This is a genomic window from Pseudomonas sp. IT-P294 (assembly GCF_949767865.1).
Taxonomy (GTDB): Bacteria; Pseudomonadota; Gammaproteobacteria; order Pseudomonadales; family Pseudomonadaceae; genus Aquipseudomonas.
This window is the reverse complement of the sequence record NZ_CATKQW010000005.1, coordinates 139,842-157,603: the sequence shown is the minus strand read 5'-3', so window position 1 is coordinate 157,603 and position 17,762 is coordinate 139,842. Positions and strand designations below refer to the sequence as shown.

20 protein-coding genes are annotated in these 17,762 nt (G+C 60.3%); 10 read left to right on the top strand and 10 right to left on the bottom strand.

Annotated elements, in window-relative coordinates:
- Positions 1 to 241: 241 nt before the first annotated feature.
- The gene (gene thpR, locus ACM6I0_RS04855) at positions 242 to 781 is read right to left on the bottom strand and encodes an RNA 2',3'-cyclic phosphodiesterase (protein ID WP_285436343.1); all 540 of its coding nucleotides are present in this window, start codon (positions 779 to 781) and stop codon (positions 242 to 244) included.
- A gap of 59 nt (positions 782 to 840) precedes the next feature.
- On the opposite strand from thpR, the gene ACM6I0_RS04850 reads away from it, so the two are divergent.
- Positions 841 to 1,035, top strand: coding sequence for a hypothetical protein (locus tag ACM6I0_RS04850; protein WP_222586056.1), 195 nt, complete (start codon positions 841 to 843; stop codon positions 1,033 to 1,035).
- Between the two features lie 14 nt (positions 1,036 to 1,049).
- Here the strand turns inward: ACM6I0_RS04850 and ACM6I0_RS04845 are convergent, their stop codons facing one another.
- On the bottom strand, positions 1,050 to 1,403 hold the full coding sequence (locus ACM6I0_RS04845) for a DUF1428 domain-containing protein (protein ID WP_208667833.1): 354 nt from the start codon (positions 1,401 to 1,403) through the stop codon (positions 1,050 to 1,052).
- Positions 1,404 to 1,405: 2 nt separating this feature from the next.
- The gene (locus tag ACM6I0_RS04840; protein WP_285436344.1) at positions 1,406 to 2,491 is read right to left on the bottom strand and encodes a hypothetical protein; all 1,086 of its coding nucleotides are present in this window, start codon (positions 2,489 to 2,491) and stop codon (positions 1,406 to 1,408) included.
- A gap of 426 nt (positions 2,492 to 2,917) precedes the next feature.
- On the opposite strand from ACM6I0_RS04840, the gene ACM6I0_RS04835 reads away from it, so the two are divergent.
- On the top strand, positions 2,918 to 3,187 hold the full coding sequence (locus ACM6I0_RS04835) for a hypothetical protein (protein ID WP_222586054.1): 270 nt from the start codon (positions 2,918 to 2,920) through the stop codon (positions 3,185 to 3,187).
- Here the strand turns inward: ACM6I0_RS04835 and ACM6I0_RS04830 are convergent.
- From ACM6I0_RS04830 to ACM6I0_RS04820, 3 genes are all read right to left on the bottom strand, one after another.
- The gene (locus tag ACM6I0_RS04830; protein WP_414921614.1) at positions 3,184 to 3,822 is read right to left on the bottom strand and encodes a PQQ-binding-like beta-propeller repeat protein; all 639 of its coding nucleotides are present in this window, start codon (positions 3,820 to 3,822) and stop codon (positions 3,184 to 3,186) included. The two genes, ACM6I0_RS04835 and ACM6I0_RS04830, sit on opposite strands and share 4 nt — an antisense overlap.
- Before the next feature lie 36 nt (positions 3,823 to 3,858).
- Positions 3,859 to 5,079 (bottom strand): helix-turn-helix domain-containing protein, encoded by a 1,221-nt coding sequence (locus ACM6I0_RS04825; RefSeq protein WP_414921613.1) that lies wholly within the window; start codon positions 5,077 to 5,079, stop codon positions 3,859 to 3,861.
- A gap of 105 nt (positions 5,080 to 5,184) precedes the next feature.
- Positions 5,185 to 6,015, bottom strand: coding sequence for a cupin domain-containing protein (locus tag ACM6I0_RS04820; protein WP_414921612.1), 831 nt, complete (start codon positions 6,013 to 6,015; stop codon positions 5,185 to 5,187).
- Positions 6,016 to 6,149: 134 nt separating this feature from the next.
- On the opposite strand from ACM6I0_RS04820, the gene ACM6I0_RS04815 reads away from it, so the two are divergent.
- The 8 genes from ACM6I0_RS04815 to ACM6I0_RS04780 all read left to right on the top strand — a co-directional run bounded on the left by ACM6I0_RS04815 (position 6,150) and on the right by ACM6I0_RS04780 (position 12,064).
- Positions 6,150 to 6,668: a carboxymuconolactone decarboxylase family protein gene (locus ACM6I0_RS04815; RefSeq protein ID WP_414921611.1), complete on the top strand. Its 519-nt coding sequence runs from the start codon at positions 6,150 to 6,152 to the stop codon at positions 6,666 to 6,668.
- A gap of 30 nt (positions 6,669 to 6,698) precedes the next feature.
- The gene (gene grxC, locus ACM6I0_RS04810) at positions 6,699 to 6,950 is read left to right on the top strand and encodes a glutaredoxin 3 (RefSeq protein ID WP_414921610.1); all 252 of its coding nucleotides are present in this window, start codon (positions 6,699 to 6,701) and stop codon (positions 6,948 to 6,950) included.
- A 149-nt stretch (positions 6,951 to 7,099) separates the two neighbouring features.
- Positions 7,100 to 7,531 (top strand): nuclear transport factor 2 family protein, encoded by a 432-nt coding sequence (locus ACM6I0_RS04805; protein ID WP_285436350.1) that lies wholly within the window; start codon positions 7,100 to 7,102, stop codon positions 7,529 to 7,531.
- Between the two features lie 463 nt (positions 7,532 to 7,994).
- A complete protein-coding gene (locus tag ACM6I0_RS04800; RefSeq protein WP_414921609.1) occupies positions 7,995 to 8,396 on the top strand; it encodes a hypothetical protein in 402 nt (133 codons plus the stop codon).
- 11 nt (positions 8,397 to 8,407) lie between these two features.
- The gene (locus ACM6I0_RS04795; protein ID WP_414921608.1) at positions 8,408 to 8,947 is read left to right on the top strand and encodes an HD domain-containing protein; all 540 of its coding nucleotides are present in this window, start codon (positions 8,408 to 8,410) and stop codon (positions 8,945 to 8,947) included.
- Positions 8,948 to 9,138: 191 nt separating this feature from the next.
- Positions 9,139 to 9,417 (top strand): DUF3303 domain-containing protein, encoded by a 279-nt coding sequence (locus ACM6I0_RS04790; RefSeq protein ID WP_285436765.1) that lies wholly within the window; start codon positions 9,139 to 9,141, stop codon positions 9,415 to 9,417.
- A 250-nt stretch (positions 9,418 to 9,667) separates the two neighbouring features.
- Positions 9,668 to 11,281 (top strand): arylsulfatase, encoded by a 1,614-nt coding sequence (locus tag ACM6I0_RS04785; RefSeq protein ID WP_414921607.1) that lies wholly within the window; start codon positions 9,668 to 9,670, stop codon positions 11,279 to 11,281.
- Positions 11,282 to 11,398: 117 nt separating this feature from the next.
- Complete coding sequence (locus ACM6I0_RS04780; protein WP_285436761.1) at positions 11,399 to 12,064, top strand: DUF3313 domain-containing protein; 666 nt, start codon at positions 11,399 to 11,401, stop codon at positions 12,062 to 12,064.
- Between the two features lie 71 nt (positions 12,065 to 12,135).
- Here ACM6I0_RS04780 and ligD read toward each other — a convergent pair whose 3' ends face one another.
- The 4 genes from ligD to ACM6I0_RS04760 all read right to left on the bottom strand — a co-directional run bounded on the left by ligD (position 12,136) and on the right by ACM6I0_RS04760 (position 17,719).
- A complete protein-coding gene (gene ligD / locus ACM6I0_RS04775; protein ID WP_414921606.1) occupies positions 12,136 to 14,715 on the bottom strand; it encodes a DNA ligase D in 2,580 nt (859 codons plus the stop codon).
- Positions 14,712 to 15,704 (bottom strand): methyltransferase, encoded by a 993-nt coding sequence (locus tag ACM6I0_RS04770; RefSeq protein ID WP_414921605.1) that lies wholly within the window; start codon positions 15,702 to 15,704, stop codon positions 14,712 to 14,714. The genes ligD and ACM6I0_RS04770 overlap by 4 nt, the downstream gene beginning before the upstream one ends.
- A 10-nt stretch (positions 15,705 to 15,714) precedes the next feature.
- Positions 15,715 to 17,100 (bottom strand): iron-containing redox enzyme family protein, encoded by a 1,386-nt coding sequence (locus ACM6I0_RS04765; protein ID WP_414921604.1) that lies wholly within the window; start codon positions 17,098 to 17,100, stop codon positions 15,715 to 15,717.
- Between the two features lie 175 nt (positions 17,101 to 17,275).
- The gene (locus ACM6I0_RS04760; RefSeq protein WP_414921603.1) at positions 17,276 to 17,719 is read right to left on the bottom strand and encodes a hypothetical protein; all 444 of its coding nucleotides are present in this window, start codon (positions 17,717 to 17,719) and stop codon (positions 17,276 to 17,278) included.
- Positions 17,720 to 17,762 lie beyond the last annotated feature (43 nt).

The following is a 17,762-nucleotide window of genomic DNA, read 5'->3' as shown; positions in this document are numbered from 1 at the left end:
CGCTCCGCGTGGGAATGCAGCCCAGGACGCTCCGCGTCCCTTCCAAAGCCGAACGCGGAGCGTCCGTGGAGGCATTCCCACGCAGAGCGTGGGAACGATCAAGCGGTCAGTGGTCAGTGGTCAGTGGCAACGTTTTCCGTTCACGCAGCGCCTTACCACCGCTGCACTCCTGTCAAGAACGGTCTCACCTGGCTTCCTCTCGGTTCAGGTGAATTTGGGCGCCCTCCTCGGGCGCCTTTTTTTATGGGGGCGCGAGCGGCCATTGCGCCAGTGCCCGATACCGGCCCTTATGGGATTCAAACAGCGTGAAACAATCGGCCCGCAGAAAAAACTCGGGCGGCGTCGCGGATTCAGGCACCGGCACCCGATAGTCACGCATCAACGTCAGGTGCGGTCGAAACTCCTTGGGCGAATCCTCGAAGCCAAACGGCAACATCGCCTGTTCAAGGCCGTAAACCAGTCGCAGCAACTCCGGTGATGCCTGCTCTGGCGCCAGCACCAACACCCCGGCCCTGCGCCAGACATCCAGCCGATCCAGCGCCACCTTCAAGGGCACGCCGGGCACACGAACCTTTGAAGCCGCCGCGCAGATCTCGGCAATGTGCGCCACCTCGACAGCGCCCAAGAACATCAACGTCAGGTGGAAGTTTTCCGCTGGCACCGGGCGACCGTTGCGAAGCTGCAGCGCGCTGCGCCACTGGGCGATGGACTTGCGCTGGGCCGGCGCACAATCCAAGGCGAAAAACAGCCGTTTCAGCGGTTCATGGGATTCGTCGCTCATACCTGGCACCTCCTGACAGGCAAGTTATAGTTCAAGCAACCGAATCGTTGGAGGGGGCCATGCGACAGATCATCAGCAAAGAGCCATGGTGGGCCGTACCGCCGAAACCCGGCCAGGATGAAGCCGAGCTGGAATGGGGCTGGCTGGTGCATTACAGCGAAGGCGAGCCGCGTTTCGAATTCGTCAGGGAGCGACCGACGGACAATGAAATCCGCAATCGCAAGAGTTGCAGGATCACCCCGACGCCGGAATGACCCTGCCGTGACCATCAGGCTTTAACGATTATTTCGAAACCACCAAAGATCAACCGCTGACCATCGAACGGCATCGGATTGGTGTCGGGCTGCATGCGCGGATCGTTCATGAGTTTGTCCATGCCGGCATTGCGGGTGGCCTTGTCGGGCCAGACGATCCAGGAAAACACCACGGTTTCGTCCTCCTTGAGTTTCACCGCCATGGGGAACGAGGTCACCTTGCCATCGGGCACGTCATCGCCCCAGCACTCGGTGACGCTGAGCGCACCGCTTTCCTTGAAAATCGCGGCGGCGGTTTCGGCATGTTTCTTGAATTTTTCGCGGTTGGCGGTCGGTACGGCCGCGACAAAACCATCGACGTAAGACATGGTTATTCTCCTGCGGGGGGTTGAGGTTCGATCTGCTGGTTAGTCGATTCCGGCGCACTCCATTCGACAGCCCCAGGGCCCGAGCTGACCGACGGTACATCGGCACTGCCTGCCAGACTGCCCTCAATCTGCCCCGCCATGTACAACGTGCCGGCCATCACGCCGGTCGTCGGGTTCTGCACCATCTTCAACCAGGCCTTATCGAACGTGTTGCCCAGGCTGCTGCGAATCAGCGCCTCGCTGTCCGGCCGGTCGTTGGCCTGAAGCATCGCGCGTATCCCCGCCACCCCCACGGTAATCAATCCTCCCGCCAGTTTACCGGCCGCCGCCGCCACTGCACTGGCAGCGCCGCGCGGGGCCATTTCGGCTTCCATCCGCTGGCTGGCGCGCTTGGCCACGGGTGCCATCGCGGTGTCGGTCGACCCGACACCTTTGCTCCCGCCTGCCTTGTGGATCTTGTCGATGAGCGCCGCGTAGGCCGGCAAGGTGTTCAGCGGTTGTGTATGCACCACCTGGTACAGCGAAGCATTCCGGGCCGGCGGTGGTCCCAGGGCGATGGCGGGGATTTTCTGGATTCGGGCGTTGAGCTGGTCCATCGGCACGCCGTGGCGCTTGGAAGTTTTCTGCAGCTCTTCCTGAAGGATGTCGACGTAGAACGCCGTGGCCTGGGCAAGAATCGCGTCGGGATCGATCTCCACGGCGACCGGTGCCAACACGCGTTCCTGATATTGCTCAAGCAGGTAGTCCGCCAGGCGTTTGGCCGAGGCATCTTGCTCACCCTTGGCGCTGAGGGTGTACCAGCTGACCTTCAACGACAGCCATTCCTGGGTCCAATAGCTGCTGAACCAAGGGATGAAGTTTTCTTCGGTCAGTTCGTACACCCGGGTTCGCCAGTATTCCATGGCGCCGCGCGAGTAGATTTTGGTCTGTTCGGTGGCGGACTGGGAGGCAGCGACAATTTCGCGATCCACCTGGCGCCAGGTGCTCTCGGACACCACCACAACCGGCTCCACCACCGGGGCACGCGTAGACGTGGCGCATCCCGCCAACACCACCATCACGGCGACGATCAGCGAACGCAGGTTCAAGATCGCGGTTTCCTAAAGTGATCACCGAACGGTATGTCCGGCGCTCAAATGCCTATTTATTTTGAGTATAGGTGCGGGGGTTTGTTCGCTTTGGATTGATTGTTGTCCTCGGGGGACTCATCGCGAGCGGGCTCGCTCCCACAGTGTTCTGCGGTGAAACACAGTTTTGCGAACGACGCTGATCCCCTGTGGGAGCGAGCCTGCTCGCGATTCGGCCCTCCAGAACACCATCATCTTCATCGATATTCACCATCGCGATGATTGCCTTCCGCTAAAAAACCGCTTGGCGCACGATCAACCCATCCAAAGGCGAAACCCCACATCGGAGGGGAAAACCATGTTGATCCATCTGCTGACCTGCCTGGCCCTGACGGCCGTTACGCTGACTGCTTTTTCATACTTTGTCCTGGCCGAGGAGCGCACCTCATGATCCACTCCGTCAATCTCGCCGTGAGTTTCCCGGTGTTCGGCAACAACTACTATTCGCAAACATCCGTCTCTCGCAAAACGCTGTCACTGGTGTTCGACGAGGGCTTCGAGGCGCTGCTGATACCGGCAGCCGCCAACCACTTCAACAACGAAGTGGTCGGGCTGAACGATCAGTTCCGGTTTCTGAGCGACGTGCTGGCTGATCACTTGCTGGAGATCGAACTGGCCCGGAACGCGCCTCGGTCTTCGCGTCAGTTCACCTTCTAAGAGGCGACGGGCCGGCGCACGGCCCTCACCTTGCCGCTCTTGCCGCCGCCACAGAAAAACCGCTGCGCGCCATCGGACTCCAGTCCCGACACGCCGACGCCTGGCGGCATCATCACGCTTTCCAGCACCTCGCCGGTTTTCGGATCGATACGCCGCAATTCACTTTCCTCCTCTTCCCATGTGCCGTGCCACAGCGTGCCTTCGACCCACGTCACACCAGTGACAAAGCGGTTGGATTCGAGGGTGCGCAGCACTTTGCCGGTGGCGGGGTCGATTTGATGAATCTTGCGGTCGCGATATTCGCCGACCCAAAGCGTCCCTTCTGCCCACGTCAGGCCCGAGTCGCCTCCGCCGCCCGGCGCGGGAATCGTTGCAAGCACGCGGCCGGTCTGGGGGTCGATCTTGTGGATGCGATCCTCGGCGATCTGATACAGGTGCTGGCCGTCGAACGCCGTGCCGGCATGGGCGGCGACATCGATCGAGCGCAGCGCCTGCCCGCTTGCCGGGTCGAATGCGTTGAGTTTTTCTCCAGAGGCAAACCAGACGTTTTGGCCGTCATAAGACACGCCATGCACGTGGTCGACGCCTGGAAACGGGCCGTATTCGCGGATGATTTCAGCTGATGAGCGTTTCATGTCTACTTCCTCGTCACAGGGGTGGTGAGGTGAATCCTAATCACCCGGCGCCCAAGGGGTGAGTAACAAAGTCGTCGCGAAACCCGGCATCGGCGGCGTCAACCAGCGCCGGGTTCGCCCGCGACCGAACGATTGCACCTTGCCAGAGGCCGCCAGCGCATCGAGGGCGCGCTGCACGGTGCGCTGACTGGTGTTCAGCGCCAGCGCGAGTGCCGAACTGGACCACGATTCGCCGTCGGCGAGAAAGGCGAGCAGTGCCGCTTGCGGCTCTTCGACCGGTCTGACCAGCACCGCAACGTCGTCGGCAACCTGTGGTTGCAGCACGAACCCGCGCTTCGTCGCCGTGACACCGGCCAGCGGTTTGAGCGCCGCGCGCAGCCGGCCGATTTCCACACGTAACCGTGCGCGATGCGACTCGTCCGAGAGTTTCAAGCGAAAGGCCTGGGTGATGAGTGTTTCCCTCGCCACTTCGCCGGGCCAGGCTTGGGCCAACGCCCGTGCGAGGGTGAACAACACCGGGCGCGTGGCGAGGGACACCGACATCCCGGCGCCTCGCACAACGTAACGACACGCATCGACCACCAGTGACGTTGACCCGAGGAGTGCTTCAACGTCGTCCAGCAACAAGGGGCGTTCCTGACCTTGGGCAATCAGTCGCGCCACCGGGCTGTTCAACAGATGGGCAGCATTTTCGACCTCGGCGGTCAGTGCAGGAATGCCAGCGAGGAGCGCGGCGCGTTCGGCCCTTTCGAGCGCAGATCGGGCCTTCGTCGTCTCGAGCCGACGCATCGCGATCCCTGCCACCACCAGCTCATGGGCGGCGCGCAATTCGGGCGGTAATGGCGCCGGTTCAAGCTCGGCGAGCAACGCTTCGACTTCCTCCAATTGGCCGATCAACAACAAGCGGCGAATCTGCAGATAGCGCGCGTGGGCGGCGTTGACCCAATCGCCATGGGCTTGCAGCGTCACTCGCGCCGCTTCGAGCGCTTTCACCGGCCAGCCCAGGTCCCGTGAAGCCAGGGCGATTTCGGCCTCGGCCACCACACACCGCGCGCGGGCCATCGGCTCTTTCGGACCGAAGGCGCGGGCGGCACGCCGGACCAGCTCCTTTGCCCGAACAAACTCGCCAAGCTGCGCCATGGCGATACCACGCAGCGCCAGCGCCGGCGCGTCGTCGCGCAACGCTATGCGGTTCAATGCGCCAAGCGGATCACCCGCTGCGAGTGCGTGCGCTGCTGCGGTGATCAGCGAGTCCATTTGAATTGCGCCACAGGTGCCACTCCCACGGTTCGATGCCCGTTGATGAGTCTATCTCACGACCGCCCAACAGCCCGGTGGATTGAGCGCCTTGAGGCGCAAGGGTCACCGCGCACGTTTGCCTTCCTGCACCCATTCGCGCGGACTGACACCGGTTTTACGCCGAAAGGCCCGGGCCAACGCCGAAGGGCTTTCATAGCCGACTTCATCGGCGATCAGCGCGATGGACTTGCCTTCACGCAAGCGTTTCTGCGCCAGGCTGATGCGCCAGCTCACCAGATAATCGACCGGCGTCTGCCCCACCACCAGACGAAAGTGTTCGGCAAAACTGGCCCGGGACATGTTCGCCGCCGCTGACAATTCGGCCACGGTCCAGGCCTTGGCCGGCGCGTCGTGCATCAAGCTCATGGGGCGCGCCAGGCGTGGATCGGCGAGGCCGGCCATCATCCCGGGGCTTTGCTCGCGGTTGCTCAGAATGTGCCGCAGCAGCTGAATCACCAGCAGTTCGAACAACCGGTCCATCATCGCTTCGCGACCACAGGTGCCACCAAAGGCTTCGTTGAACAGCCAGTCCAGCGTCCCGGCCAGCATCGGCACGCTGTCGAGGCCCAGCACCAGGTAATCCGGCAGCGCCGCCGCCAGGGCATTGCCCGACCCGCCGTCGAAGGCCAGCGAAGCGCACACCAGTTGCGTACCCGAAGCTTCATGGGCAAACAAGCGATGGCGGTATGGGCGCGGGAAAAAAATCAAGGTCGGCTGCTCAAGCCAAACCTCGCGGTCATCGGCCAGTCTCAGCGTCAGTTCCCCCGCTTGAAGCAGATGCAGGTGGCCGGTGGCCTGTTCGCCGTCAAACGCCGCAGCCCCGCAAAAATGCCCGCTGTGGAAGGTGCCGGCACTGACACCGAAATGCGTAAGCAAAGTGGATAAGCGATCCATGGAACAACTCCCGGCGACTTATTTGGACGATCTGTCGCATATCCTCGACGATTTGCACCCTAAAGGCCAGCCTCGCCTCCTAACATGGACCCCGTACCCAGCGCACACCGCGCTTGAATCTACGGAGTCTCACCATGAGCCGCATCACTGCCCTGAACCTTGAAAACGCCACTGAAGCCACTCGCCCGCTGCTGGAGGGTGTGCAGAAGAAAATCGGCTTTTTACCCAATGTCTTCAAGACACTGGCCCTCGCACCCGCCGTGCTGTCGGCCTATCTGCAACAGTCCGTGGCGCTGGGCAAGACGTCCCTGAGTGCGACTGAAAAGGAAGCGGTGTTTCTCGCCACCTCGCAGGTCAACGGCTGCGACTACTGCCTGGCGGCGCACACGCTGTTCGCCGGCAAGGCCGGGTTGTCCGCGCAGGACATCCTCAGCGCCCGACAGGGTCAACTCAATGCCTTTGCCGCGCTGGCCCGACAAATCACCGAAAGCCGTGGCCACTTGAGCAACGAGCAGATTGAAGCGGCGCGCGCCGCCGGTATCGACGACGCCAAGATCATCGAGGTGGTCGCCCACGTCGCCTCGCAAACCCTGACCAACTACTTGAACAACCTGGCCCTGACCGACATCGATTTCCCGGCTATCGACGCCTGATTGCCACTTATAACTTGAGGAGTGCACACCATGACCACTGTGACGCTTTACACCACTGACACTTGCCCCTATTGCCGCAATGCCAAGGCGCTGCTGGCGAACAAAGGCATCGCCACCGAGGAAATCAACGTTCAATCGGACCCAAGCAAATTCAAGGAAATGCTCGAGCGCAGCGGTCGACGTAGCGTGCCGCAGATTTTCATCGGCGACACCCATGTCGGTGGTTTCGACGACCTGGCCAAACTGGACCGGCAAGGAGGCTTGCTGTCGATGCTGGCCTGAACCCCAAATGAAAATGCCCTTTCGACTTGGCACGCCGTTCATCCCCCATGAACGTCGTGCCAAGTCGTTTTGCCACTACTTCAATAAAATTCCGCAAGGTTGTACGATGACCGACGAGTCACCCATCCAATAACAACAAGGAAACACCCATGACCAAAGTCAAAGTGCTGATCGGTTTTCTCTGCCTCTTCAGCGGCTATGTGGCCGCAGCGCCTGCAACGGGAGAGAAGGACGTTGCCGACGCCGTGGACCATCTGACCCAAGCCATGCTGCACAAGAACATCCCCCAACTGAAAGCGCTGACCGCCGAAAACCTGACCTACGGCCATTCCAGCGGCAAGGTCCAGGACAAGCAGGCCTTCATCGACGACATCGAAACCGGCAAAAGCGCCTTCAAAACCCTCGAAATGCAAAACCAGACCATCACCGTCTCGGGTGACGTCGCGTTGGTACGCCACCACTTCTCGGCCCAAGCGATCAAGGGCACCGAGCTGGTCCCGACCGAAATCGAAAACTTTCAGATCTGGCAGAAGAAGAACGGCCATTGGTTGCTGGTAGGTCGACAAGCCTTCCGTATCTGAACAAACAAATCCCGGTTCACTTAAGAAAGCGTTTGATCGTTCCCACGCTCCGCGTGGGAATGCCGCCAGGGACGCTCTGCGTTCTGCTGTCGACACCAGGCCCAAGTCTTGCGCAAGGGTGACGCGGAGCGTCACGGGATGCATTCCCACGCAGAGCGTGGGAACGATCTGCAGACGGTCTGCTAACGATCTGCAGCCAGTCTGCTTTAGGTGGGAGTGAGCCTGCTCGCGATGCCGTTGATCTTGCCGTTGATCGTTCCCATGCTCCGCGTGGGAATGCCGCCAGGGACGCTCTGCGTTCCGCTGTCGACACCAGGCTCAAGTCGTGCGCAAGGGCGACGCGGAGCGTCACGGGATGCATTCCCACGCAGAGCGTGGGAACGATCAATCCCGCTGACCGATATTTCCGACTGACGATTGACCTATGGGCAAACGGGTTGGGTGGGCTCTATGATTAGGGCCCATGACGACCTCTGTTCCGATCCGCTCCCCCTGCCCGCCCGGCGCCTGCATCTGCGGGCGTGACCCGTTGCTGGAAACACCGGGCGCGGACGTGCGCATCCTGTTTCTGACGCGCCAGGAAGAAAAGCGCCTGCTTGAACGGCTGGAAAACCTGCAAAGCCTCGCCGACCTCGAACGCTTGCAACATCGCATGTACGAACAATTGGGGATTCGCGTGGACATCGTCCCCAGCTTCAACGAAGTCCGCACCATGCGCGGCATCGGCATCACCCTCGGCGAATTGCCAGGACTGTGCCGCAAGACCCGCCAGTCGATCCCGGCCGCCATCCGCCGCAGCCTGGAAAAGCGTCCGGAGATTGCGTTCGAGATCCTCAACGCCAACGACCTGTTGCGCGATGCGTGAGGCCTGCCCCCATGAATCTCATTCTCGAATTCCCCGTCACCGACGAAATACTCACCTCATACGCGCTGGCAATCGGTGCTGACCTGCCGGGCTATCGCAATCACATCTACCGCGTGCTCAACTTCTATCGCGCAATCTGCGGCATCGAAGGCCTGCCGTCAGAGGCCGTGCAGATTGCGGGGGCGTTTCACGATCTGGGGATCTGGACCGATCAAACCATCGATTACCTGGAACCGTCGGTTCGCCTGGCCACTGACTATCTCGACAAGCAGCACCTGTCGCACTTGAACAGCGAAGTGGCGGCACTGATTCTCGAACACCACAAAATACGCCCCTACGCCGCCGAGCATGCTCTCAGCGTCGAGCCTTTCCGGCGTGCCGATGTGATTGATGTGTCGCTGGGCCTGCTGACGTTCGGGCTGCCACGGGCCTGGATCAAAACGGTGAAGTCGACGTTCCCCAATCATGGCTTTCACGGGATGTTGCTCAGGCAAACCGCGCGACAATTTCTTCGCTCCCCACTCAAGCCACTGCCGATGTTTCGCTGGTGAAACAGGCGCCGGCCACGGCGTTGCTCAATCCTCGAAAATGCCATTAAAGAGGATCAGCGGTCGTACATGCACCGCTGCGCGCTGCTATGCCTACAAGGGACATAAAGCTGCAAACAGGCGCGCCATCGTGGTCCCGGCGCCAGCCAGGTGGCGTACTCCAACAGGTGCCAATCCGTAGCAGGAGGTGGCAAATGTTATTCATCGTCAGTTGGTCCATCAGCCCGGAAAATCGCAACACGGCAATCCAGCGTTTCCTCAAGACCGGAGGCGCTCCACCTGAGGGCGTCAAGATGCATGGACGCTGGCACGCGGTCGGTGGCTCGAGCGGATTTGGCATCGCCGAGGCCAGTGATCTGGTACAGGTTCAGAAATGGGTACTGGAGTGGAATGACCTCATGAAGATGGAAGTTCACGCGGCGCTGACCGATGCGCAGATGGCGCCGCTGTTGGCGGCCGTTGTCGGCAAATAATCGTCACGGGGTGGCGAGTACTACTCGCCGCCTCTGATGTTCTTCCCGCCAATCATCCCACCCACTGGACGACAACGTCCTGCCTATCACCTCATTCGCAGGCTGTAACCCTGATGAAACAAGTGGCGAAAATGACGGGTATTTTTTTGCAATTCGTCCATTCAAATCTACGCTGATCGCGGGGGATCCAATATTTCAAGACGATCGGGGGGTTCGTCCCAGAGTGCAAACGCAAGCACAGGATCTCGACATGAACCGGACAAAGCTCTCCCGACTATTCACGGCATCACTTCTTTTGTCTGCAATGGCTCTGCCGTTCGCCACGCACGCGGCCGATAAAGCGCCAAACATTGTAGTGATCATGGGCGACGACATTGGCTGGTCCAATATCGGCGTCTACAACCAGGGCATGATGGCCGGCCGTACCCCTAACCTCGACCAATTGGCCGCCGAAGGTATGCGCTTCACCGACTATTACGCCGAGGCCAGTTGCACCGCCGGACGCGCCAACTTCATTACCGGTGAACTGCCGATCCGCACGGGCATGACCACGGTCGGCCAGGCCGGCTCTCCTATCGGTATTCCCGCCGAAGCAGTCACCATCGCCACCACCCTCAAATCCATGGGTTACTCCACGGGTCAGTTTGGCAAGAACCACTTGGGCGACTTGAACGAGTTTCTGCCGACCGTGCATGGCTTTGACGAGTTCTTCGGCTACCTCTATCACCTCGACGCCATGGAAGACCCGGCGCACCCCAACTATCCGCAAGAGCTTCTGGCCACCGTCGGACCGCGCAACATGGTTCACAGCTGGGCCACCACCACCGATGACACGACGGTGATGCCACGCTGGGGCAAGGTCGGCAAACAGAAGATCGAAGACGCCGGCACGCTGTATCCGGACCGGATGAAAACCGTCGACGAAGAAATTCGCGACAAGGCTTTCACCTTCATCGACAAGGCCAAGACCGACAACAAACCGTTCTTCCTCTGGCTCAACCCGACCCGCATGCACATCGTCACGCACCTGGCTGACAAATATGAAGCGATGCGTAATGCCCAAAATGGCTGGTCGGAGCAGGAAGCCGGCATGGCGCAACTCGACGACATCGTCGGCGACGTCATGGCCAAGCTGAAAAAAGACGGCATGGACGACAACACCATCGTGATTTTCACCACCGACAACGGCGCGGAAAACTTCACTTGGCCGGACGGCGGCACCACGCCATTTGCCATGGGCAAAGGCACGGTGATGGAAGGTGGCTTCCGCGTGCCGGCAATCGTGCGTTGGCCGGGCAAAGTACCGGCAAACACCGTGGCCAACGGCATCATGTCGGGCATGGACTGGTTCCCGACCCTGGTCGCGGCAGCGGGCAATCCAAACATCACGGACGAACTGCTCAAGGGCAAACAACTGGGCGACAGGACCTACAAGGTGCACCTGGACGGCTATGACCAGACACCGATGATCACCGGCAAAGGCCCGTCGAACCGGCATGAAATCTTCTACTTTGGTGAAAGTGCGCTGGGTGCGGTCCGCATCGATGACTACAAGTACCGTTTCATCGATCAACCCGGCGGCTGGATGGGCGCCAAACTGGCGGTCGATGTGCCGATCCTGACCAACCTTCGTCTTGACCCGTTCGAGCGCATGGGTTGGCCGGAAAACCAGGCCGCCCAAGGTTCACAGCAGTATTTCGATTGGTTCAAGTTTCAGTTCTGGCGTTTTGTGTTCGTCCAGCAACAGGTGGCCAAGCTGGCTGAAACCGCGATTGAGTTCCCGCCGATGCAAAAAGGCGCGAGTTTCAACCTGGATTCAGTCAAAGCCAAGATCGCAGCGGCGCGAGCGGAAATGGCCAAATAAAAAGCACTATGTTGCGAATGATCAAGGCGGCCGCCTTTTTTGGTGATGACTATTCTCAAGACCCACCTATGCTCAGAAATGAGTAAACGCGATGCAAACCATGGAGCACACACCACTATGAACCTGTCCCGTAAATTGTTCATTGGCGCTGCATTGGCCAGCCTGCTACTTGGCGGGTGTACCTCGAAAGTCACCGAAAAAGACCAGTACTCAGGCTTCCTGTCCAGCTACAACAACCTGAAGGAAGTCACCACCACCAGCGGTGAGACCGCGATGCGTTGGGTGAGCCCTTCATGGAACCCCAATGCCTACGACACCGTGGCTTTCAACAGACTGGAGTTGTACCCGGCGCCAAAGCCAAACGAACGGGTCAATCGGCAAACCCTGGATGACATCCAGAACTACATGACCACCAAAGCCAAAACCATCCTCGGTCAGAAATACCGCGTAGTCACCAGCCCACAACCAGGCTCGAAAACCCTGATCATGCGTGCGGCGATTACCGGGGTTACCGCCGAGAATGAAGGCATGAAGTGGTATGAAGTGGTTCCGGTCGCCGCTGTGGTGGGCGGTGTTTCTGCTGCCAGTGGTCATCGCGATCAGGACACCACACTGTTTATCGAAGCCGAGTTCATCGACGCCAAAACCAATCAGACCGTGGCCAAGGTCGTGCGCAAAGTCTTCGGCAGCACCCTGGAAAACGCCAGCCAGAAGATTACCGCCAAGGACTTCAAGGCAGCCATCGACAAACTGGGCACCGATTTGCAGGCGTTCATCAAGTAACACAATCCTGTGCAGGAGCTGTGTAGGCGTTCCTACATAGCTCCTACATAGCTCCTACGCAGCTCCCCGGTTTATTTTTTCATTCCGACTCTGCGACGCATGTCGGCGGTGATGGATTGCCGGGTTTTCTTCAGATCGGCCCACGGCTCATCACCGACGTCCGCCAGGCGTTCGTGGGCGTTGTGGATGTTCCAATGATTGCCGCCCTTGAGCTCGCCCACCTCGTCACGAAAGATCGGCATCGATACCGGCATCCCTTCGCGGGTGCGCACTGCGTAAGCGCAAATGGTGGTCGCGCCGAGCCCGTTACGCAGGTAATCGATGAAGATCCGCCCGACCCGGTTCTTCGGTCCCGACACGGCGGAAAAACGCTCCGGCAACAGCTTGGCCATGTGACTGACGATGGCGTGGCTGAAGTCCTTCACCTCGTCCCAACCCAGCTTGCGGGTCAGCGGCACCACCAAGTGAATGCCTTTGCCGCCACTGGTTTTAAGAAAGGCCTTGAGCCCCAGTTCATCGAGGACCGACAGGGTCAGTTGAGTCGCCTCGACCATGCTTTTCCAGGGCAGCGCCGGGTCCGGGTCAAGGTCGAGAACGAAGCGATCCGGTTTATCGAGGTTGTCCGTGGTGGCGTTCCAGGTGTGCAACTCGACGGTGCTCATCTGCACGGCACCGATCAGGGCTTCGGCGTTATTGATGATCATCACCGGTTGGCCGGTGAGTTCCTTGTCCAGCGTGGTGATCCCGGGAATGGCCAGGCGCTCGGCGTTCTTCTGGAAGAACAGGTCGCCGGTGATGCCGTCCGGAGCCCGGACCAAGGCCACCGGGCGGTCCTTGAGTTCGGGCAGAATCCACTGCGCGACGCTGGCGTAATACTCGGCCAGTTGCACTTTGGTGGTGCCGCTGCTGGCGTCGATCACTCGGTCCGGGTGCGTGATGCGAACTTTGCCCGCCGCCAGTCCGGCCTGCGACGGCGCGGTCTGGGCGGTTTTCTTTTCAGCCGCGGCGGTCGTTTTTTTCGCTTGAGTCTTCACCACTTTCGCGCGCTCCTCGGTGATGTTTTCGGCCGGTTTGTCATCGCGCAAACCATGGAACACCGCATGGCGCACCGAACCGTCCTTGGTCATCTCGGCGAAAGCGATTTCTGCCAGCAGCACAGGTTTGAGCCAGTGCACGCCCTTGGCGTCAAATCCGGTCGGCGGATTGACCACCGATGGTTTTTTCACCTGTAAGGGTTTGAGTTGTTCGTGGATACTTTTCAGCGTGGTCTCGTTGAACCCGGTGCCGACCTTGCCGGCGTAGCGCAACTCACCGCTGTCACGGTCATGCAAGCCCAGCAGCAAGGCGCCGAAGGCATTACGCGAACCTTTGGGATCGGTATAGCCGACCACCACAAACTCCTGCCGATGTTTGCATTTGAGCTTGATCCAGTCGCTGCTACGCCGGGACACATAAGGCGACCCCAGGCGCTTGCCGATCAGACCCTCCATTTGCATCTGACAGGCGCTGTTGAGCAAGGCTTCGGGTTCCTCGGCAAGCGTCTCAGAGAAACGCAGCAGCGGGTCCTTGTTGGCATTGAGCACGGTCGCCAGCGCCACTCTTCGCTCCTCGACCGGCACCTCGCACAGGTCGACGCCGTTGAGGTAGGGCATGTCGAACAGGTAGTAAACGATGGCGCCGCTGCGACCGGATTCGAATGCATTTTGCAGCGCCTGGAAGTCCGGCACGCCCTGCTCGTTGACGACCACCATTTCACCGTCCAGCCAAGCGGATTCAAGGCCCAGCGCGGCCAGTGCCTCGGCTTGCGCGGGCAGCTTGTGGGTCCAGTCGTGGCCATTGCGGGTGAGGAGTTTTACCTCGCCGTGGTCGATGCGCGCCATGATCCGGTAGCCGTCGAACTTGATCTCGTAACTCCACTGCCCGCCCGGGGCTTTCTCCACCAGCGTTGCCAGTTCCGGTTTGAGCAGGTCGGGCAGTTTGGCTTTGTGCGCACCGGTGAGTTGCGCCGACGGTGCTTTCGTCGCGACCTTGCGCGCGGGCTTCTTGACCGGTTTGGGTTTATCCGCCGCTTTTGACTTCGTGGGGATGAGGGTCCGATCGCTGAGCACGCTGTCCGGCTCGGCGGCCACCACGTCGTAATCGCTCTCGGGTTTTGCCGCGTTGTCCTGATGCTTGATCAGAAACCATTGTTCCTGCTTGCCCGGCATGTGCGTACGCACCAGGTTCCACAACCCACCGAGCTTCTCGCCTTGCAGCTCGAATTTGAGCTTGCCCTTGGCGTATGACTCGGCCGGATCACCTTGGGGAATCCACACGCCACGGTCCCAGACGATGACATCACCGGCGCCGTAATGCCCATCCGGAATGCTGCCCTCGAACGTTGCGTAGTCAATCGGATGGTCTTCGACATGCACGGCCAGGCGCTTGACCTTGGGGTCCAGCGACGGGCCCTTGGGCACCGCCCAACTTTTCAGCGCGCCATCGAGTTCCAGGCGAAAGTCGTAATGCAGGCGCGAGGCGTCGTGCTTCTGGATGCAGAACTGCAACGCGTGATCCTTCCCCGCTTTCTTGCCCGAACGTTGACCGGCGGCCGGTTCCGAGGTGGCCGAAAAGTCGCGCATGCGGTTGTAGTCTTCCAGGCTCTTGCTCATGGCGCACCTGCTGCTTCAACGCTTCCCCCAAGGCCAGGGCCACTGCGGGTGACGATCAGCGCGACCACCGCGATGCGCTCCACCCGTTGATAACCCGCCGTCAACAGCTCTTCGCCGAACACGTCGGGATCGAGTTCGCGGTAGGTCCAGGCGAACCGTGGCGACTCCAGGAACGGGGTCAGGGCTTGCAGAAACGGATCGCGGCCGTCGATCATCGCCACCCCGGTGTACAGCACCAGGGAACCACCGGGCGCCAGTCGATTCAAGGCTTGCTCGACGATGCGCAACGACAGTTGTGCGCCGAACGCGCCGCCACCATGTCGGTAAGCGCGTTCGGCAGGGTCGGCCATATAGGGTGGATTGGCGACGATCAGGTCGAATAGGCCGTCGACGTCCTGCAACACATCGCTGGTCTCGACGCGGACATTCGCCACGTCGGCAAGCGCCGCATTGACCGCCGTCAGACGCAGCGCCGCCGGGTTGATGTCCACCGCCAATACTTCGGCTTCGCGGCGTGCGCGGGCAATCACAATGGCCCCGACACCGGCACCGCAGCCGATGTCCACAGCGCGTCGGATCGGCGCGAAATTCTGTTGCAGATGGGCATGAATCAACTGCGCAAAACGGTAGGTGTCGGGGCCGAAGAACACCGCGTCAGCCGCGTCGGTGGGGAAACCCGAATGCACAAACAGCAGATCGTCGAGGCTCGACCAGCGCACCCGGCTTTTGAAGCGACCTTCGTGTTCTTCGAGCACACCAGCCTGTTGCAATTGCCGTTGCTCATCCACCGACAGCAGACCGGGTTCGAAGGCGCGCGACCAGCCGAACACGTCGCGCAGGTTCTGGGCATTTTGCCCTTCAGCACGCTGATTGACCCGCTGATGCGTCAGCGGTGTCGGGGTGATAAAACGGTAGCCATCCGCCTGCAAACGCCGGCCCAACTGCAGCAGCGCAAGATCAGCAGTGTCCGGTTGTTCTTCCTGATTCATGTGCAACTCCTTAGCGAAGGCTGGACTTCAGTTCGATGAACCGCCGCGTCGCCATCAGTCCTGCAGGATGAGCGTGTCGACGAGGCGACAGCCACGCAATCAACGCCTGCATCTGCTCGGCAGCATCAAGCCCCTCCAGCGAGTCTTGCAGGCTCTGCACATCCGGATCGTTGACCGGCACAGGCGCTTCGGCGACGGCACTTTTGCCGGCTCGAACCGCAGCGCCTGAACGCTCGGGTGTCCAGTCGCCGGCGATCCAGTCATGCAGCAGCTGTTTTTCATAGGGGCTGAACACCCCGAACATCGCCGCGCCGTCACCGTCGATCAATTGCCAGAAACGGCTGCCTTGCGGGTCCTGGTGACGCTTGATCCAGCCCTTGTTTTGCAGGGCGTCGAGGAAACCGGGTAACTGCTCCGGCGAGGCCAACCATTGGTTGACGGTCTGGCCTTCAAACCGGCAATAGTCGGAGTGCATGTGCTGGCCGAAAGGACGTTTGCGCTCAAGCATGCTGAGCAGCTCGGTGTCGAGGTCGAACGACTCGATGATCGCGCGACTGCCCTGCCCCAGATCGTTCAGCCGATAACCCAGCGCCACCCGGCGCAGAAAGTCTTCACGATCGCCCTCCAGCGGCAACAACTCCAGCACCGCTTGCACCGCCTTGTGCGCGTGGCCGGTGCTGGCATTGTCGATGGTCACGTGCAACGTGAAGTAATACGGATCGATGCCCAACTCGCTCAGTTCGTAGGCGCTGATCAGCAAATGCAGCGGCAGCTGTTCATAGCCCAGGTTGTAGCCGATCACCTCGGGCAAAAACTCCTCGCCGCATTCGCCCAACGCCAGTTGTATCGAGCCTTGCAGGTAGTGCTCGTCAGCGATCACGCCAGTGTCTTGCAAGCCATGTTCGGCGAGCAGCTTGCGGTAGATCACCACGTGATTCTGCGCCGGATTACCGTCACCCAGTTCTTCCAGATAAGTGCAGATCAGCCCTTCGAAACGCGGGTCGCGCCAGTGACGCAACAAGCCATAAAGCCATGCGCCGTCGACCAGTTTGGTCGGGGCCACTGCTTGCAGGAAAAACAGCGCATGGGCCTTGTTGCTGAAGAACTGCCGAGGACCGCCGTCCTTGCGCGTTTGCAGATAGTCGGCGTATTGGCGAGCGACGTCGGCGCAGTGTTGCTCGACCCAGTCTTGCAGCGCCGACAGCTCGTGGGGTATTTCTTCAGGCATGTCCGCAGCGCGTTGCAACTGCACTTGCAAGAAGGCCTTAGCGAACGCGCGTTGTTGCTCGACATCGTCGCTCAGCAACAACTGTTCGTAGGTTTGTTTCATGCTGCCGGCAACGGAAATCGCGTGTTCGTGGGCAGGCTGGGAGTCGAGTAGTGTCAGGGCAGTCATGGGCGCTTCTCTCGGTCTAAGGCCAGTGGCAGGACGTTGAATCAACACGTCTCTACATCAGCAGAGCAATCGGCCCGGAGAAAAATTCAATCGACGTTGAAATCCCGCTGACAAACGGGCTTGTCCCGAGGTGCCCGGTAGAAGCTGCCGCAGGGTGCGGCAGCTTCTGTTCGTCTCAGCTCAAGGCCCCGCAGAAAATATTCTGGTGACCATCGGCCGGGCTCTCACGCACCACCAGCACATAGTCGCCGGACCGAAGGGTGTCGATGGCGACCGGTGCGCTCTTCCAGAAGTACTGGAGTGACGCCTGCGAGTAGAACCGGGCGTTCGGACCGTCATTCAGGTCATACGCCGGTTTCTCGCCCAGGTTTGAACAACTTCCTTGATAGATGTAGGCCAACAAACGGCCGGGAACGGCGCTGCCCTTCGGTTCGCCACTGACGGCGAACCAGAATGCGGTCGCATTGCCGTCGGGCATCATGATCGGTCGAGCGATTTTCCCGGCATTGACGGGCGTAGCGTTCAGGGGAACGGTACTGATCTGGTTGTCCGGTACGGTTGAGCATCCAGAGATCCACCCGACTGCTACCACCAACGCCAGCGAAGATACGATTTTCATCGTGGTACTCCCGCTTGGTAAGGACGCGTTGAAGGATCCCCCT

What these genes read in the sequence shown, in the direction of transcription:
- thpR (WP_285436343.1), bottom strand. Translation starts at nt 781, where the DNA reads ATGAGCGACGAATCCCATGAACCGCTGAAACGGCTGTTTTTCGCCTTG.
- ACM6I0_RS04850 (WP_222586056.1), top strand. Translation starts at nt 841, where the DNA reads ATGCGACAGATCATCAGCAAAGAGCCATGGTGGGCCGTACCGCCGAAA.
- ACM6I0_RS04845 (WP_208667833.1), bottom strand. Translation starts at nt 1,403, where the DNA reads ATGTCTTACGTCGATGGTTTTGTCGCGGCCGTACCGACCGCCAACCGC.
- ACM6I0_RS04835 (WP_222586054.1), top strand. Translation starts at nt 2,918, where the DNA reads ATGATCCACTCCGTCAATCTCGCCGTGAGTTTCCCGGTGTTCGGCAAC.
- ACM6I0_RS04830 (WP_414921614.1), bottom strand. Translation starts at nt 3,822, where the DNA reads ATGAAACGCTCATCAGCTGAAATCATCCGCGAATACGGCCCGTTTCCA.
- ACM6I0_RS04825 (WP_414921613.1), bottom strand. Translation starts at nt 5,079, where the DNA reads ATGGACTCGCTGATCACCGCAGCAGCGCACGCACTCGCAGCGGGTGAT.
- ACM6I0_RS04820 (WP_414921612.1), bottom strand. Translation starts at nt 6,015, where the DNA reads ATGGATCGCTTATCCACTTTGCTTACGCATTTCGGTGTCAGTGCCGGC.
- ACM6I0_RS04815 (WP_414921611.1), top strand. Translation starts at nt 6,150, where the DNA reads ATGAGCCGCATCACTGCCCTGAACCTTGAAAACGCCACTGAAGCCACT.
- grxC (WP_414921610.1), top strand. Translation starts at nt 6,699, where the DNA reads ATGACCACTGTGACGCTTTACACCACTGACACTTGCCCCTATTGCCGC.
- ACM6I0_RS04805 (WP_285436350.1), top strand. Translation starts at nt 7,100, where the DNA reads ATGACCAAAGTCAAAGTGCTGATCGGTTTTCTCTGCCTCTTCAGCGGC.
- ACM6I0_RS04800 (WP_414921609.1), top strand. Translation starts at nt 7,995, where the DNA reads ATGACGACCTCTGTTCCGATCCGCTCCCCCTGCCCGCCCGGCGCCTGC.
- ACM6I0_RS04795 (WP_414921608.1), top strand. Translation starts at nt 8,408, where the DNA reads ATGAATCTCATTCTCGAATTCCCCGTCACCGACGAAATACTCACCTCA.
- ACM6I0_RS04790 (WP_285436765.1), top strand. Translation starts at nt 9,139, where the DNA reads ATGTTATTCATCGTCAGTTGGTCCATCAGCCCGGAAAATCGCAACACG.
- ACM6I0_RS04785 (WP_414921607.1), top strand. Translation starts at nt 9,668, where the DNA reads ATGAACCGGACAAAGCTCTCCCGACTATTCACGGCATCACTTCTTTTG.
- ACM6I0_RS04780 (WP_285436761.1), top strand. Translation starts at nt 11,399, where the DNA reads ATGAACCTGTCCCGTAAATTGTTCATTGGCGCTGCATTGGCCAGCCTG.
- ligD (WP_414921606.1), bottom strand. Translation starts at nt 14,715, where the DNA reads ATGAGCAAGAGCCTGGAAGACTACAACCGCATGCGCGACTTTTCGGCC.
- ACM6I0_RS04770 (WP_414921605.1), bottom strand. Translation starts at nt 15,704, where the DNA reads ATGAATCAGGAAGAACAACCGGACACTGCTGATCTTGCGCTGCTGCAG.
- ACM6I0_RS04765 (WP_414921604.1), bottom strand. Translation starts at nt 17,100, where the DNA reads ATGACTGCCCTGACACTACTCGACTCCCAGCCTGCCCACGAACACGCG.
- ACM6I0_RS04760 (WP_414921603.1), bottom strand. Translation starts at nt 17,719, where the DNA reads ATGAAAATCGTATCTTCGCTGGCGTTGGTGGTAGCAGTCGGGTGGATC.